Below are 15,977 nucleotides of genomic sequence, written 5' to 3' on the forward strand. Positions count from 1 at the left end.
AGACGAAGGCGGCCGTCATACTCCGTTCTTCAAAGGCTACCGTCCTCAGTTCTACTTCCGTACAACTGACGTGACGGGTACCATCGAACTGCCGGAAGGCGTAGAGATGGTAATGCCGGGCGACAACATCAAAATGGTTGTTACCCTGATCCACCCGATCGCGATGGACGACGGTCTGCGTTTCGCAATCCGTGAAGGCGGCCGTACTGTTGGTGCGGGCGTTGTTGCTAAAGTTCTGAGCTAATTGCTGATATTATTTGACGCAATGCGCAATAAAAGGGCATCATTTGATGCCCTTTTTATACGCTGTCGAACCAGAACCTGGCTCATCAGTGATTTTTTTTGCCATAATCATTGCTGAGACAGGCTCTGAAGAGGGCGTTTAGTCCGAAACGCACCAGAGCATTTCGGTTTGGATCGCCTCGCGTACGCGGGGTGAAAATGTTTGTAGAATACTTCTGACAGGTTGGTTTATGAGTGCGAATACCGAAGCTCAAGGAAGCGGGCGCGGCCTGGAAGCGATGAAGTGGGTTGTTGTCGCTGTATTGCTGCTTGTCGCTATCGTTGGCAACTACCTCTATCGTGACATGATGCTGCCGTTGCGTGCGCTAGCCGTAGTGATTCTGATTGCCGCAGCGGGCGGTGTCGCGCTGTTGACGACAAAAGGTAAAGCGACCGTTGCTTTTGCCCGTGAAGCGCGTACCGAAGTCCGTAAGGTCATTTGGCCAACTCGCCAGGAAACGCTGCACACCACGCTGATCGTTGCTGCGGTCACTGCGGTAATGTCACTGATCCTGTGGGGACTGGATGGTATTCTGGTTCGCCTGGTATCCTTTATCACTGGCCTGAGGTTCTAAGATGTCTGAAGCTCCTAAAAAGCGCTGGTACGTCGTTCAGGCGTTTTCCGGTTTTGAAGGCCGCGTAGCCACATCGCTGCGTGAGTATATCAAGTTACAAAATATGGAAGAGTTGTTTGGCGAAGTCATGGTGCCGACTGAAGAAGTGGTCGAAATCCGTGGCGGTCAACGTCGCAAAAGCGAACGTAAATTCTTCCCGGGCTATGTACTGGTCCAGATGGTCATGAACGATGCGAGCTGGCACCTGGTGCGTAGCGTGCCGCGTGTGATGGGCTTTATTGGCGGTACTTCTGACCGTCCAGCTCCGATCAGCGACAAAGAAGTTGATGCGATCATGAACCGCCTGCAGCAGGTTGGCGATAAGCCACGTCCGAAAACGATGTTTGAACCGGGCGAAATGGTTCGCGTTAGCGACGGTCCGTTTGCTGACTTTAACGGCGTAGTTGAAGAAGTGGATTATGAGAAGTCTCGTCTGAAGGTTTCCGTATCTATCTTTGGTCGTGCAACGCCGGTTGAGCTGGACTTCGCTCAGGTTGAGAAAGCCTAACAAGTCGATCAAAAAAGCGGCGATTTAATCGTTGCACAAGGCGCGAGATTGGAATACAATTTCGCGCCTTTTGTTTTTATGGATAGCATCCGTAAAACGAATTTTATCACGGGGAGCCTTTTTGAGGCGCTATAACCCAACTAGAGGAATTTAGAATGGCTAAGAAAGTCCAAGCCTATGTCAAGCTGCAGGTTGCAGCTGGTATGGCTAACCCGAGCCCGCCGGTAGGTCCAGCACTGGGTCAACAAGGCGTGAACATCATGGAATTCTGCAAAGCGTTTAACGCAAAAACTGATTCCATGGAGAAAGGTCTGCCGATCCCGGTTGTTATCACCGTTTACGCTGACCGTTCTTTCACTTTCGTTACCAAAACGCCTCCGGCAGCAGTTCTGCTGAAGAAAGCTGCTGGTATCAAGTCTGGTTCCGGTAAGCCGAACAAAGACAAAGTGGGTAAAATTTCCCGCGCCCAGCTGCAGGAAATCGCGCAGACCAAAGCTGCCGACATGACTGGTTCCGACATTGAAGCGATGACTCGCTCCATTGAAGGTACTGCACGTTCCATGGGCCTGGTAGTGGAGGATTAAGAAATGGCTAAACTGACCAAGCGTATGCGCGTGATCCGTGACAAAGTTGATACAACTAAACAGTATGATATCAACGAAGCTATTGCTCTGCTGAAAGAGCTGGCCACTGCTAAATTCGTAGAAAGCGTTGACGTTGCCGTTAACCTCGGTATCGATGCTCGTAAATCTGATCAGAACGTACGTGGTGCAACTGTACTGCCGCACGGTACTGGCCGTTCCGTTCGCGTAGCCGTATTTGCCCAGGGCGCAAACGCTGAAGCTGCTAAAGCTGCTGGCGCTGAACTGGTAGGTATGGAAGATCTGGCTGACCAGATCAAGAAAGGCGAAATGAACTTTGACGTTGTTATTGCTTCCCCGGATGCAATGCGCGTTGTTGGCCAGCTGGGCCAGGTTCTGGGTCCGCGTGGCCTGATGCCAAACCCGAAAGTTGGTACTGTAACCCCTAACGTTGCTGAAGCGGTTAAGAACGCTAAAGCGGGTCAGGTTCGTTACCGTAACGACAAAAACGGCATCATCCACACTACCATCGGTAAAGTGGATTTTGACGCTGACAAACTGAAAGAAAACCTGGAATCTCTGCTGGTTGCGCTGAAAAAAGCGAAACCGACTCAGGCTAAAGGCGTGTACATCAAGAAAGTTAGCATCTCCACCACCATGGGTGCTGGTGTTGCCGTTGATCAGTCCGGTCTGACCGCGACTGTGGCGAACTAATATTCGCCTTTACGTGGGCGGTGATTTTGTCTACAATCTTACCCCCACGTTTCTGCTAATTGCAGACGTATATCCAAGATATTCAGGCTGTGGCAAGGCGACAACTGAGTGAATCGCCAGGAGCATAGTTAACTATGTGACTGGTGTGAACGAAGGCAGTCAACGCCGTCACAGATTGAATAGCGACAGATAGACAAGATTTGTTCGTTGGAGCCTGGCCTATCCAGGCCTCCGTCGAAGACCGCAGGTGTTTCGAAAGAAGCTTAATGCCCTGCGTAGACGGTGACAGAACGCTAAGATTATTTCTGATACTCTGGCTTGTTTCTGCTCACCGTATTAAGACGCTCTGTCCGTTGGGAAGAGTGAAGTGAGTTCCGGGACATGAGTCCCGGCAAACATCCAGGAGCAAAGCTAATGGCTTTAAATCTTCAAGACAAACAAGCGATTGTTGCTGAAGTCAGCGAAGTAGCCAAAGGCGCGCTGTCTGCAGTAGTTGCGGATTCCCGTGGCGTTACTGTAGACAAAATGACTGAACTGCGTAAAGCAGGTCGCGAAGCCGGCGTATACATGCGTGTTGTTCGTAACACCCTGCTGCGCCGTGTTGTTGAAGGTACTCAGTTCGAGTGCCTGAAAGACGCGTTCGTTGGTCCGACCCTGATTGCATATTCTATGGAACACCCGGGCGCAGCTGCTCGTCTGTTCAAAGATTTCGCGAAAGCGAATGCAAAATTTGAGGTCAAAGCCGCAGCCTTTGAAGGTGAATTGATCCCGGCATCGCAAATCGATCGCCTGGCAACTCTGCCGACCTACGAAGAAGCAATTGCACGCCTGATGGCAACCATGAAAGAAGCTTCGGCTGGCAAACTGGTTCGCACTCTGGCTGCTGTTCGCGATGCGAAAGAAGCTGCTTAATCGCAGTTATCTTTATCAAGCATCTGCTTACGTATAAACTTATTCTGATTTTCAGGAACAATTTAAATGTCTATCACTAAAGATCAAATCATTGAAGCAGTATCCGCTATGTCCGTAATGGACGTTGTAGAACTGATTTCTGCAATGGAAGAAAAATTCGGTGTTTCTGCTGCTGCTGCTGTAGCTGTAGCTGCGGGCCCGGCTGAAGCTGCTGAAGAAAAAACTGAATTCGACGTGATTCTGAAAGGTATCGGCGCGAACAAAGTTGCAGTAATCAAAGCAGTACGTGGCGCAACTGGCCTGGGTCTGAAAGAAGCTAAAGACCTGGTAGAATCTGCTCCGGCCGCTCTGAAAGAAGGCGTGAGCAAAGATGACGCTGAAGCACTGAAAAAATCTCTGGAAGAAGCTGGCGCTGAAGTTGAAGTTAAATAAGCCAACTTTTCTAGTTGCAGCCTAAGAAATTAGGCTGATGGCTGGTGACTTTTTAGTCACCAGCCTTTTTGCGCTGTAAGGCGCCAGTAGCATTTCACACTGTTTGACTACTGTTGTGCCTTTCAATGTTTGTTTCTATCGACGCCTTAATATATTGCGACAGAGCCTCCGCTCTGTGTAAATCGCAACGAAATGGTTTAAGCGTGATAGCAACAGGCATTGCGGAAAGTATTCGATTTTCCGGTCAACAAAATAGTGTTGCACAAACTGTCCCTTCGTCGGACAGATGGGTCGACTTGTCAGCGAGCTGAGGAACCCTAATGGTTTACTCCTATACCGAGAAAAAACGTATTCGTAAGGATTTTGGTAAACGTCCGCAAGTGTTGGACATACCTTATCTCCTTTCTATCCAGCTTGACTCGTTTCAGAAGTTCATCGAGCAAGATCCTGAAGGGCAGTATGGTCTGGAAGCAGCTTTCCGTTCCGTTTTCCCTATTAAAAGCTATAGCGGTAATTCTGAGCTGCAGTACGTCAGCTACCGCCTTGGCGAACCTGTTTTTGACGTTCAGGAATGTCAGATCCGTGGCGTGACTTATTCCGCACCGCTGCGCGTCAAACTGCGTCTGGTGATCTACGAGCGCGAAGCGCCGGAAGGCACCGTAAAAGACATTAAAGAACAAGAAGTCTACATGGGTGAAATTCCACTCATGACTGACAACGGTACCTTTGTTATCAACGGTACCGAGCGTGTTATTGTTTCCCAGTTGCACCGTAGCCCAGGCGTCTTCTTTGACTCCGATAAGGGTAAAACCCACTCTTCGGGTAAAGTGCTTTATAACGCGCGTATCATTCCTTACCGTGGTTCCTGGCTGGATTTCGAATTCGATCCGAAGGACAACCTGTTCGTACGTATTGACCGTCGCCGCAAACTGCCAGCGACCATTATTCTGCGTGCGCTGCAGTACACCACTGAACAGATCCTTGACCTGTTCTTTGAGAAAGTTGTCTTCGAAATTCGTGACAACAAGCTGCAGATGGAACTGGTGCCGGAACGCCTGCGTGGTGAAACCGCCTCCTTTGATATTGAAGCTAACGGCAAAATCTACGTCGAAAAAGGTCGTCGCATCACTGCGCGCCATATTCGTCAGCTGGAAAAAGACGATATCAAGCTTATCGAAGTTCCAGTTGAGTACATCGCGGGCAAAGTTGCGGCTAAAGACTACGTTGACGCATCAACCGGTGAGCTGATTTGCGCAGCGAACATGGAGCTGAGCCTGGATCTGCTGGCTAAGCTGAGTCAGTCTGGCCACAAGCGTATCGAAACGCTGTTTACCAACGATCTGGATCACGGTGCATATATTTCTGAAACTATACGCGTCGACCCAACCAACGATCGTCTGAGCGCGCTGGTAGAAATCTACCGTATGATGCGCCCTGGTGAGCCGCCGACTCGCGAAGCTGCTGAAAGCCTGTTCGAGAACCTGTTCTTCTCCGAAGACCGCTATGACTTGTCTGCGGTTGGTCGTATGAAGTTCAACCGTTCTCTGCTGCGTGACGAGATCGAAGGTTCCGGTATCCTGAGCAAAGACGACATCATCGAAGTGATGAAGAAGCTCATCGATATCCGTAACGGTAAAGGCGAAGTCGATGATATCGACCACCTTGGTAACCGTCGTATCCGTTCCGTTGGCGAAATGGCGGAAAACCAGTTCCGCGTTGGCCTGGTACGTGTAGAGCGTGCGGTGAAAGAGCGTCTGTCTCTGGGCGATCTGGATACCCTGATGCCTCAGGATATGATCAACGCCAAGCCGATTTCTGCCGCAGTGAAAGAGTTCTTCGGTTCCAGCCAGCTGTCTCAGTTTATGGACCAGAACAACCCGCTGTCTGAGATTACGCACAAGCGTCGTATCTCTGCCCTCGGCCCAGGCGGTCTGACCCGTGAACGTGCAGGCTTCGAAGTTCGAGACGTACACCCGACTCACTACGGTCGCGTATGTCCAATCGAAACCCCTGAAGGTCCGAACATCGGTCTGATCAACTCCCTGTCCGTGTACGCACAGACTAACGAATATGGCTTCCTTGAGACGCCGTATCGTAAAGTGACTGACGGTGTTGTTACCGACGAAATTCATTACTTGTCTGCTATCGAAGAAGGCAACTACGTTATCGCTCAGGCGAACTCCAACCTGGATGACGAAGGCCACTTTGTAGAAGACCTGGTAACATGTCGTAGCAAAGGCGAATCCAGCTTGTTCAGCCGTGACCAGGTTGACTACATGGACGTATCCACCCAGCAGGTGGTATCCGTCGGTGCGTCCCTGATCCCGTTCCTGGAACACGATGACGCCAACCGTGCATTGATGGGTGCGAACATGCAACGTCAGGCGGTTCCGACTCTGCGTGCTGATAAGCCGCTGGTTGGTACCGGTATGGAGCGTGCTGTTGCCGTTGACTCCGGTGTTACTGCTGTTGCTAAGCGTGGCGGTACCGTTCAGTACGTTGATGCTTCCCGTATCGTTATCAAAGTTAACGAAGACGAGATGCATGCGGGCGAAGCGGGTATCGACATCTATAACCTGACCAAATACACCCGTTCTAACCAGAACACCTGTATCAACCAGATGCCTTGTGTCTCTCTGGGCGAGCCGGTTGAACGTGGTGATGTGCTGGCAGACGGTCCGTCCACCGACCTTGGTGAACTGGCTCTGGGTCAGAACATGCGCGTGGCATTCATGCCATGGAACGGTTACAACTTCGAAGACTCCATCCTCGTTTCCGAGCGTGTTGTTCAGGAAGACCGTTTCACTACCATCCACATTCAGGAACTGGCATGTGTGTCCCGTGACACCAAGCTGGGGCCGGAAGAGATCACCGCTGATATCCCGAACGTGGGTGAAGCTGCGCTCTCCAAACTGGATGAGTCCGGTATCGTTTACATTGGTGCAGAAGTCACCGGTGGCGACATTCTGGTAGGTAAGGTAACGCCGAAAGGTGAAACCCAGCTGACCCCAGAAGAGAAGCTGCTGCGTGCCATCTTCGGTGAGAAAGCGTCTGATGTTAAAGACTCTTCTCTGCGTGTACCAAACGGTGTTTCCGGTACGATTATCGACGTTCAGGTCTTTACTCGCGATGGCGTAGAAAAAGACAAACGTGCGCTGGAAATCGAAGAGATGCAGCTGAAGCAGGCGAAGAAAGACCTGTCTGAAGAACTGCAGATCCTCGAAGCTGGCCTGTTTAGCCGTATCTACGCGGTGCTGGTTGCCGGTGGCGTTGAAGCTGAGAAGCTCGACAAACTGCCGCGCGATCGCTGGCTGGAACTCGGCCTGACCGACGAAGAGAAACAAAATCAGCTGGAACAGCTGGCTGAGCAGTACGACGAACTGAAACACGAATTCGAGAAAAAACTCGAAGCGAAACGCCGTAAAATCACTCAGGGCGACGATCTGGCACCAGGCGTGCTGAAGATTGTTAAGGTTTATCTGGCGGTTAAACGTCGGATCCAGCCTGGTGATAAGATGGCAGGTCGTCACGGTAACAAGGGTGTTATCTCTAAGATCAACCCGATCGAAGATATGCCACACGATGCTAACGGTACGCCGGTAGATATCGTACTGAACCCGCTGGGCGTACCATCGCGTATGAACATCGGTCAGATCCTTGAGACCCACCTGGGTATGGCTGCGAAAGGTATCGGCGAGAAAATCAACGCCATGCTGAAGCAGCAAGAAGAAGTCGCCAAACTGCGCGAATTCATCCAGCGTGCCTACGATCTGGGTACCGACGTTCGTCAGAAAGTTGACCTGAATACCTTCAGTGATGAAGAAGTTCTGCGTCTGGCTGAAAACCTGAAAAAAGGTATGCCGATCGCAACGCCGGTCTTCGACGGTGCGAAAGAGTCTGAAATCAAGGAACTGTTACAGCTGGGTGGCCTGCCGACTTCTGGTCAGATCACACTGTTCGACGGTCGTACCGGTGAGCAATTCGAGCGCCAGGTTACCGTTGGCTACATGTACATGCTGAAACTGAACCACTTGGTTGATGACAAGATGCACGCGCGTTCTACCGGTTCTTACAGCCTGGTTACTCAGCAGCCGCTGGGTGGTAAGGCTCAGTTCGGTGGTCAGCGCTTCGGGGAGATGGAAGTGTGGGCGCTGGAAGCATATGGCGCGGCATACACCCTGCAGGAAATGCTCACCGTTAAGTCTGATGACGTGAATGGTCGTACCAAGATGTATAAAAACATCGTGGACGGCAACCATCAGATGGAACCAGGCATGCCAGAATCCTTCAACGTACTGTTGAAAGAGATTCGTTCGCTGGGTATCAACATCGAGCTGGAAGACGAGTAACTCTCGCTCAAACAGGTCACTGGTGCCGGGGTAAGACCCGGCGCCAGATTGTGCTAACTCCGACGGGAGCAAATCCGTGAAAGATTTATTAAAGTTTCTGAAAGCGCAGACTAAAACCGAAGAGTTTGATGCGATCAAAATTGCTCTGGCTTCGCCAGACATGATCCGTTCATGGTCTTTCGGTGAAGTTAAGAAGCCGGAAACCATTAACTACCGTACGTTCAAACCTGAGCGTGACGGCCTTTTCTGCGCCCGTATCTTTGGGCCAGTAAAAGATTACGAGTGCCTGTGCGGTAAGTACAAGCGCCTGAAACACCGTGGTGTGATCTGTGAGAAGTGCGGCGTTGAAGTGACCCAGACTAAAGTACGCCGTGAGCGTATGGGCCACATCGAGCTGGCGTCTCCGACTGCGCACATCTGGTTCCTGAAATCACTGCCGTCCCGTATCGGTCTGTTGCTCGATATGCCGCTGCGTGATATCGAACGCGTACTGTACTTCGAATCATATGTTGTTATCGAAGGCGGTATGACCAATCTGGAACGTCAACAGATCCTGACTGAAGAGCAGTATCTGGACGCGCTGGAAGAGTTCGGTGACGAATTCGACGCGAAGATGGGTGCGGAAGCAATCCAGGCCCTGCTGAAGAGCATGGATCTGGAGCAAGAGTGTGAAACTCTGCGCGAAGAGCTGAACGAAACCAACTCCGAAACCAAGCGTAAGAAGCTGACCAAGCGTATCAAACTGCTGGAAGCGTTCGTACAGTCTGGCAACAAGCCAGAGTGGATGATCCTGACCGTTCTGCCGGTTCTGCCGCCAGATCTGCGTCCGCTGGTTCCGCTGGATGGTGGTCGTTTTGCGACTTCTGACCTGAACGATCTGTATCGTCGCGTCATTAACCGTAACAACCGTCTGAAACGTCTGCTGGATCTGGCTGCGCCAGATATCATCGTACGTAACGAAAAACGTATGCTGCAGGAAGCGGTTGACGCCCTGTTGGATAACGGTCGTCGCGGTCGTGCGATCACCGGTTCTAACAAACGTCCTCTGAAATCTTTGGCCGATATGATCAAAGGTAAGCAGGGTCGTTTCCGTCAGAACCTGCTCGGTAAGCGTGTTGACTACTCCGGTCGTTCTGTTATCACCGTAGGTCCATACCTGCGTCTGCATCAGTGCGGCCTGCCGAAGAAAATGGCACTGGAACTGTTCAAACCGTTCATCTACGGCAAGCTGGAACTGCGTGGCCTCGCCACCACCATTAAAGCCGCTAAGAAAATGGTTGAGCGTGAAGAAGCTGTCGTTTGGGATATCCTGGACGAAGTTATCCGCGAACACCCGGTACTGCTGAACCGTGCACCAACACTGCACCGTCTGGGTATCCAGGCATTTGAACCGGTACTGATCGAAGGTAAAGCAATCCAGCTGCACCCGCTGGTTTGTGCGGCATATAACGCCGACTTCGATGGTGACCAGATGGCTGTTCACGTACCGCTGACGCTGGAAGCCCAGCTCGAAGCGCGTGCGCTGATGATGTCTACCAACAACATCCTGTCCCCGGCGAACGGCGAACCTATCATCGTTCCGTCTCAGGACGTTGTATTGGGTCTGTACTACATGACCCGTGACTGTGTTAACGCCAAAGGCGAAGGCATGGTGCTGACTGGCCCGAAAGAAGCTGAGCGTATCTATCGCGCTGGCCTGGCCTCTCTGCATGCGCGCGTTAAAGTGCGTATCACTGAATATGAAAAAGATGAAAACGGCGAATTCGTTGCGCACACCAGCCTGAAAGACACNTGGCCTGGCCTCTCTGCATGCGCGCGTTAAAGTGCGTATCACTGAATACGAAAAAGATGAAAACGGCGAATTCGTTGCGCATACCAGCCTGAAAGACACGACCGTTGGCCGTGCTATTTTGTGGATGATCGTACCGAAAGGTCTGCCTTTCTCCATCGTCAACCAGGCGCTGGGTAAGAAAGCTATCTCCAAAATGCTGAACACCTGTTACCGCATTCTGGGCCTGAAGCCGACCGTTATCTTCGCTGACCAGACCATGTACACCGGCTTTGCCTATGCAGCGCGCTCAGGCGCATCTGTTGGTATTGACGACATGGTTATCCCAGAGAAGAAATACGAGATCATCTCTGAAGCGGAAGCTGAAGTTGCTGAGATCCAGGAGCAGTTCCAGTCTGGTCTGGTTACCGCGGGCGAACGCTACAACAAAGTTATCGATATCTGGGCTGCGGCGAACGATCGTGTATCCAAAGCGATGATGGACAACCTGCAAACCGAAACTGTTATTAACCGTGACGGCGTCGAAGAGCAGCAGGTTTCCTTCAACAGCATCTACATGATGGCCGACTCCGGTGCGCGTGGTTCTGCAGCACAGATTCGTCAGCTGGCAGGTATGCGTGGTCTGATGGCGAAGCCGGATGGCTCCATCATCGAAACGCCAATCACCGCGAACTTCCGTGAAGGTCTGAACGTACTCCAGTACTTCATCTCTACTCACGGTGCGCGTAAAGGTCTGGCGGATACCGCACTGAAAACAGCAAACTCCGGTTATCTGACACGTCGTCTGGTTGACGTCGCGCAGGATCTGGTTGTGACTGAAGATGACTGCGGCACACTGGAAGGCATCACCATGACCCCGGTTATCGAGGGTGGTGACGTTAAAGAGCCGCTGCGCGATCGCGTATTGGGTCGTGTGACTGCTGAAGACGTTCTGAAGCCGGGCACCGCGGATATTCTGGTTCCACGCAACACGCTGCTGCACGAGCACTGGTGTGACCTGCTGGAAGAGAACTCCGTTGACTCCGTCAAGGTACGTTCCGTTGTATCTTGTGACACCGACTTTGGTGTATGTGCGCACTGCTATGGTCGTGACCTGGCACGTGGCCACATCATCAACAAAGGTGAAGCCATCGGCGTTATCGCGGCACAGTCCATCGGTGAACCGGGTACACAGCTGACGATGCGTACGTTCCACATCGGTGGTGCGGCATCTCGTGCGGCTGCTGAATCCAGCATCCAGGTGAAAAACAAAGGTAGCATCCGTCTGAGCAATGCGAAGTCGGTTGTGAACTCTGCCGGTAAGCTGGTAGTGACCTCGCGTAACACCGAGCTGAAACTGATCGACGAATTCGGTCGTACCAAAGAGAGCTATAAAGTGCCTTACGGTGCTGTTATGGCGAAAGGTGATGGCGAACAGGTTACTGGCGGCGAAACCGTAGCAAACTGGGATCCACATACCATGCCTGTCATCACTGAAGTAAGTGGTTTCATCCGCTTCACTGACATGATCGACGGCCAGACCATTACTCGTCAGACCGACGAGCTGACCGGTCTGTCTTCTCTGGTGGTTCTGGATTCTGCAGAGCGTACTGCAGGTGGTAAAGACCTGCGTCCGGCACTGAAAATTGTTGATGCTAACGGTAACGACGTTCTGATCCCAGGTACCGATATGCCTGCGCAGTACTTCCTGCCGGGTAAAGCAATCGTCCAGCTGGAAGATGGTATCCAGATCAGTGCGGGTGATGCTCTGGCGCGTATTCCTCAGGAATCCAGCGGTACCAAGGACATCACCGGTGGTCTGCCACGCGTTGCGGATCTGTTCGAAGCACGTCGTCCGAAAGAGCCAGCTATCCTTGCGGAAATCAGCGGTATCATTTCCTTCGGTAAAGAAACCAAAGGGAAGCGTCGTCTGGTTATCACCCCGTTAGACGGCAGCGAACCGTACGAAGAGATGATTCCGAAATGGCGTCAGCTCAACGTGTTCGAAGGTGAACGTGTAGAACGTGGTGACGTTGTTTCCGACGGTCCGGAAGCACCGCACGACATCCTGCGTCTTCGTGGCGTACACGCGGTAACGCGTTACATCACCAACGAAGTTCAGGACGTTTACCGTCTGCAAGGCGTTAAGATTAACGATAAACACATTGAAGTTATCGTTCGTCAGATGCTGCGTAAAGCGACCATTGACAGTGCTGGTAGCTCCGACTTCCTGGAAGGCGAACAGGTTGAATACTCCCGCGTCAAGATTGCTAACCGCGATCTGGAAGCGAACGGCAAAGTTGCGGCAACTTACTCTCGCGACCTGCTGGGTATCACCAAAGCGTCTCTGGCAACCGAATCGTTCATCTCTGCCGCATCGTTCCAGGAGACCACGCGTGTCCTGACCGAAGCAGCCGTTGCGGGTAAACGCGACGAACTGCGTGGCCTGAAAGAGAACGTTATCGTGGGTCGTTTGATCCCTGCCGGTACCGGTTATGCGTACCACCAGGATCGTATGCGCCGTCGCGCAGCGGGCGAACAGCCGGCAGCGCCTCAGGTTACTGCGGAAGATGCATCTGCCAGCCTGGCAGAACTGCTGAACGCAGGTCTGGGCGGTTCTAACAACGATTAATCGTTGCTGACCGTAATGAAAAACCCGCCTCGGCGGGTTTTTTTTTGCCTGACATGCAGTCTTATGAATACTGTCAATAAAGACATGTCATTAAAAACAGTATTGACACTGTTTTTAAAATCCGTAAGTTAATACTTAACAGCAGCGAAAGAGTAGTTAGCTGTTAAAGCAGTAAGAGTTAGTAGAGTTCGATAGGGGGATTGCGATAAAGGCCACGAAGTATTTTGTTGTATGGGGTAGTCGACGTTGAGGTTATTTTATTTCACATCGACGATGCTTTAAGGCTACGTAGTTGATATATGTAATCGCAAAAAGTTAAGTAAGCGCGACGATGTAAGGCCATGATTTAAAAGTTAATGTTTGCGGTTTCCATTATTGAGCAATCGCAAGGGAAGTCAGGCAACGCATCAAAGAGTATATGTCGCGAGGGGAAGTGTACTTGTTTAGGCCGCCATTTTTGAGTGAATTCATCAAGCTGGCGAAATATGTTTAACGGTAAATAGAGGAAGGTTCGTTAGTAGCATTCTCCAATATTATCTGTGGTAAACGTGTACATTTAAAATGTAGTACAAACAGCAGTATCAAATTGTAAGTCAATTAATGTTAAATCTGAAGTTTGTAGTAACTTAAAGCCCTGGCTGCAACGGTCAGGGCTTTTATTATATATACATCAAGGTGTTATCTTAGGCTCTTAACCAAATCAGCTCAACATTTCACCAGTTAAGGGTATTAAATAAATTAATGCTTGCGTAATGATTAGAAGTAAGGCTACTATAGCTGCATCGGTTTGGAACACAGACCTTATGAAAGCAGTTTTAGTAAAGCAGTTCTCAGTTCAAGCGTTATCCTCAGATACTCTTCTTCATGAGCCTCCTCCTAAGTGCCCAATAAGTTAATTTCTGCAAAACAGGCCATCTTCGCTGCATAAGCGGCTCAAAATATGAAAGGAAGTATCTATGTCTAACAAAATGACTGGTTTAGTAAAATGGTTTAACTCTGAAAAAGGCTTCGGCTTTATCACTCCTCAGGACGGTAGCAAAGATGTGTTTGTGCATTTTTCCGCTATCCAGAGCAACGATTATAAAACCTTAGACGAAGGCCAAAAAGTCGAGTTCTCCGTTGAGAACGGCGCGAAAGGCCCGTCTGCTGTTAACGTTATCGCGCTGTAATCGCCGATAATCTCACGGACGCTTACGATAGCGATGAAGGCCAGAGCCTGAGCAGATAAGTGATAGTGAATAAAAAACCCGCGAAAGCGGGTTTTTTCGTTTTTACATCCGGATTCACTACATCTGTGACACACGTCCGAGAAAACTATCCCAGTCTTTCCACACGGGCTGTAAACCCTGCGCACTGAGAGCTGCGGCAACATCTTCAGGGCGCCGATCATCATGCGGAGAAAACTGTTCCAGTTCCGGGTGATTGTCGGCATAGCCGCCGGGCTGCGTCTTTGAGAAGGCGCTGACGTTATTGATTGCTAGCGGAATGACGTGGTCGCGAAACCACGGTGATTCACGCGTGGATAGCGACAGCTCGATGTCCGGCGCCAACAAGCGAAACGCACAAATGGTTTGTACCAGTTGACGCTCATCCATAATCGATGCCGGTTCAATACCTCCGGTACATGGGCGCAGGCGTGGGAACGAGATTGAATAACGGCTTTGCCAGTAATGTTGCTGCATCCATAGCAAATGCTCGGCTACCATATAGCAATCAACCCGCCAACTGTCAGACAAGCCAATCAGTGCCCCAAGGCCAATTTTGTCGATACCGGCGTGACCAAGTCGGTCCGGCGTTTCCAGCCGCCAAAAGAAGTCCTGCTTTTTTCCCTTCAGATGGTGCCGGGCATAAGTCGCCTCATGGTAGCTCTCCTGATACACCATCACACCGTCCAGACCGAGTATCTTTAGCTCAGCATATTCAGCAACTGACAGCGGTTGTACCTCCATCTGTAGCGAAGAAAACTGACGACGGATGGCGGGTAAATGGCGGCGAAAATAGTCCATGCCGACTTTCGTCTGATGCTCGCCGGTGACCAGCAACAGATGCTCAAAACCCAGCTCGCGGATCGCCGCACACTCCCGTTGAATCTCTGATTCATCCAAAGTTTTACGCTTGATGCGGTTGCTCATGGAGAATCCGCAGTAAGAGCAGTCGTTGGCGCACAGATTCGAAAGATACAGCGGCACGTAAAAGCTGACGGTATTACCAAAGCGTTGGCGGGTCAGCTTTTGCGCTCGCTGCGCCAGCGGCTCCAGATAATCGGCGGCGGCTGGCGAGAGCAGCGCCATCAGGTCATCACGACTCAGCTGTGCAGTGTTAAGTGCGCGCTCGACATCGGCGGCGGTTTTGCCGTTAATGCGCAGATGGATATCATCCCACTCCAGCTGTCGCCAGCGATCGCTGAAGGTTTTCATGCTGAGACCTCCAGAAATCCGGTCAATGGGCTGGTGGCGCAAGCATTGGTACTTCGGCTCCCCGGAACGGCCTGACGTGCCAGAAGGCCCGCTTCAACCGCCAGCCGGAACGCCGTCGCCATCATTACCGGGTCGTCAGCTACGGCAATCGCCGTGTTGACCAACACCGCGTCGGCCCCCATTTCCAACGCCTGCGTGGCATGGCTGGGCACACCGATCCCGGCATCAACCACCACTGGGACGGTGGCCTGCTGAATAATGATCTCCAGCATGGCGCGGGTTTCCAGGCCCTGATTTGAGCCAATGGGCGCACCGAGCGGCATGACCGCCGCACAGCCCACTTCTTCCAGCCGCTTGCACAGCACCGGGTCCGCGCCGCAGTAGGGCAGCACCACGAAACCCTGCTTCACCAGCGCCTCGGCGGCTTTCAGCGTTTCGATAGGATCTGGTAACAGCCATCGAGCGTCAGGATGTATTTCTAATTTCAGCCAGTGCGTCCCCAGCGCTTCGCGCGCCAACTGCGCGGCAAAAATAGCTTCATCCGCCGTTTTCGCCCCTGAGGTATTCGGCAGCAGCGTTACCCCTGCCTCGACCAGTGGCACCAAAATGGCATCGTTGTGCTGGCGTAAATCCACGCGCTTCATTGCCAATGTCACCAGTTGGCTACCGGAGGCGCGAATGGCGTCGACCATCAGTTGCGATGAGGCAAATTTCCCCGTGCCGGTGAACAGATGTGAATCAAACGTTTTGTCGGCAATACGTAGCATA

General features: G+C 51.6%; 10 protein-coding genes and 2 pseudogenes. 10 read left to right on the forward strand and 2 right to left on the reverse strand.

Annotation, left to right across the window (positions count from 1 at the left end; all coding sequences use genetic code 11):
- The 10 genes and pseudogenes from tuf to cspA all read left to right on the forward strand — a co-directional run.
- Window positions 1-244 (forward strand): annotated as a pseudogene (gene tuf / locus FDX22_RS01955) (elongation factor Tu); the annotation flags it as partial.
- A gap of 229 nt (window positions 245-473) precedes the next feature.
- Complete coding sequence (gene secE, locus FDX22_RS01960; RefSeq protein ID WP_003033128.1) at window positions 474-857, forward strand: preprotein translocase subunit SecE; 384 nt, start codon at window positions 474-476, stop codon at window positions 855-857.
- Between the two features lies 1 nt (window position 858).
- Window positions 859-1,404, forward strand: a complete 546-nt coding sequence (gene nusG, locus FDX22_RS01965) for a transcription termination/antitermination protein NusG (protein ID WP_003033125.1) — start codon at window positions 859-861, stop codon at window positions 1,402-1,404.
- Window positions 1,405-1,559: 155 nt separating this feature from the next.
- Window positions 1,560-1,988 carry a 50S ribosomal protein L11 gene (gene rplK, locus FDX22_RS01970; RefSeq protein ID WP_003033122.1) on the forward strand — a complete coding sequence of 143 codons (429 nt, stop codon included), beginning with the start codon at window positions 1,560-1,562 and terminating at the stop codon, window positions 1,986-1,988.
- Window positions 1,989-1,991: 3 nt separating this feature from the next.
- Entirely contained in the window at window positions 1,992-2,699 is a 708-nt protein-coding gene (gene rplA, locus FDX22_RS01975) for a 50S ribosomal protein L1 (RefSeq protein ID WP_096758782.1), read from the forward strand.
- Window positions 2,700-3,113: 414 nt separating this feature from the next.
- Window positions 3,114-3,611 (forward strand): 50S ribosomal protein L10, encoded by a 498-nt coding sequence (rplJ, locus tag FDX22_RS01980; RefSeq protein ID WP_007704673.1) that lies wholly within the window; start codon window positions 3,114-3,116, stop codon window positions 3,609-3,611.
- Between the two features lie 66 nt (window positions 3,612-3,677).
- Complete coding sequence (rplL, locus tag FDX22_RS01985; protein ID WP_049842133.1) at window positions 3,678-4,043, forward strand: 50S ribosomal protein L7/L12; 366 nt, start codon at window positions 3,678-3,680, stop codon at window positions 4,041-4,043.
- A 320-nt stretch (window positions 4,044-4,363) separates the two neighbouring features.
- A complete protein-coding gene (rpoB, locus tag FDX22_RS01990) occupies window positions 4,364-8,392 on the forward strand; it encodes a DNA-directed RNA polymerase subunit beta (protein WP_096758781.1) in 4,029 nt (1,342 codons plus the stop codon).
- 76 nt (window positions 8,393-8,468) lie between these two features.
- Window positions 8,469-12,792 (forward strand): annotated as a pseudogene (rpoC, locus tag FDX22_RS01995) (DNA-directed RNA polymerase subunit beta').
- Window positions 12,793-13,748: 956 nt separating this feature from the next.
- Window positions 13,749-13,961, forward strand: coding sequence for an RNA chaperone/antiterminator CspA (gene cspA, locus FDX22_RS02000; protein WP_096758779.1), 213 nt, complete (start codon window positions 13,749-13,751; stop codon window positions 13,959-13,961).
- A 117-nt stretch (window positions 13,962-14,078) separates the two neighbouring features.
- Here the strand turns inward: cspA and thiH are convergent, their stop codons facing one another.
- Window positions 14,079-15,209 carry a 2-iminoacetate synthase ThiH gene (gene thiH / locus FDX22_RS02005; RefSeq protein WP_146716642.1) on the reverse strand — a complete coding sequence of 377 codons (1,131 nt, stop codon included), beginning with the start codon at window positions 15,207-15,209 and terminating at the stop codon, window positions 14,079-14,081.
- Window positions 15,206-15,976 carry a thiazole synthase gene (thiG, locus tag FDX22_RS02010; protein ID WP_115259736.1) on the reverse strand — a complete coding sequence of 257 codons (771 nt, stop codon included), beginning with the start codon at window positions 15,974-15,976 and terminating at the stop codon, window positions 15,206-15,208. Before thiG ends, thiH begins: the two co-directional genes overlap by 4 nt.
- Window position 15,977: the final 1 nt, after the last annotated feature.

This window comes from Citrobacter sp. TBCS-14, from assembly GCF_005280805.1.
In the GTDB taxonomy this organism is placed as follows: domain Bacteria; phylum Pseudomonadota; class Gammaproteobacteria; order Enterobacterales; family Enterobacteriaceae; genus Citrobacter; species Citrobacter gillenii.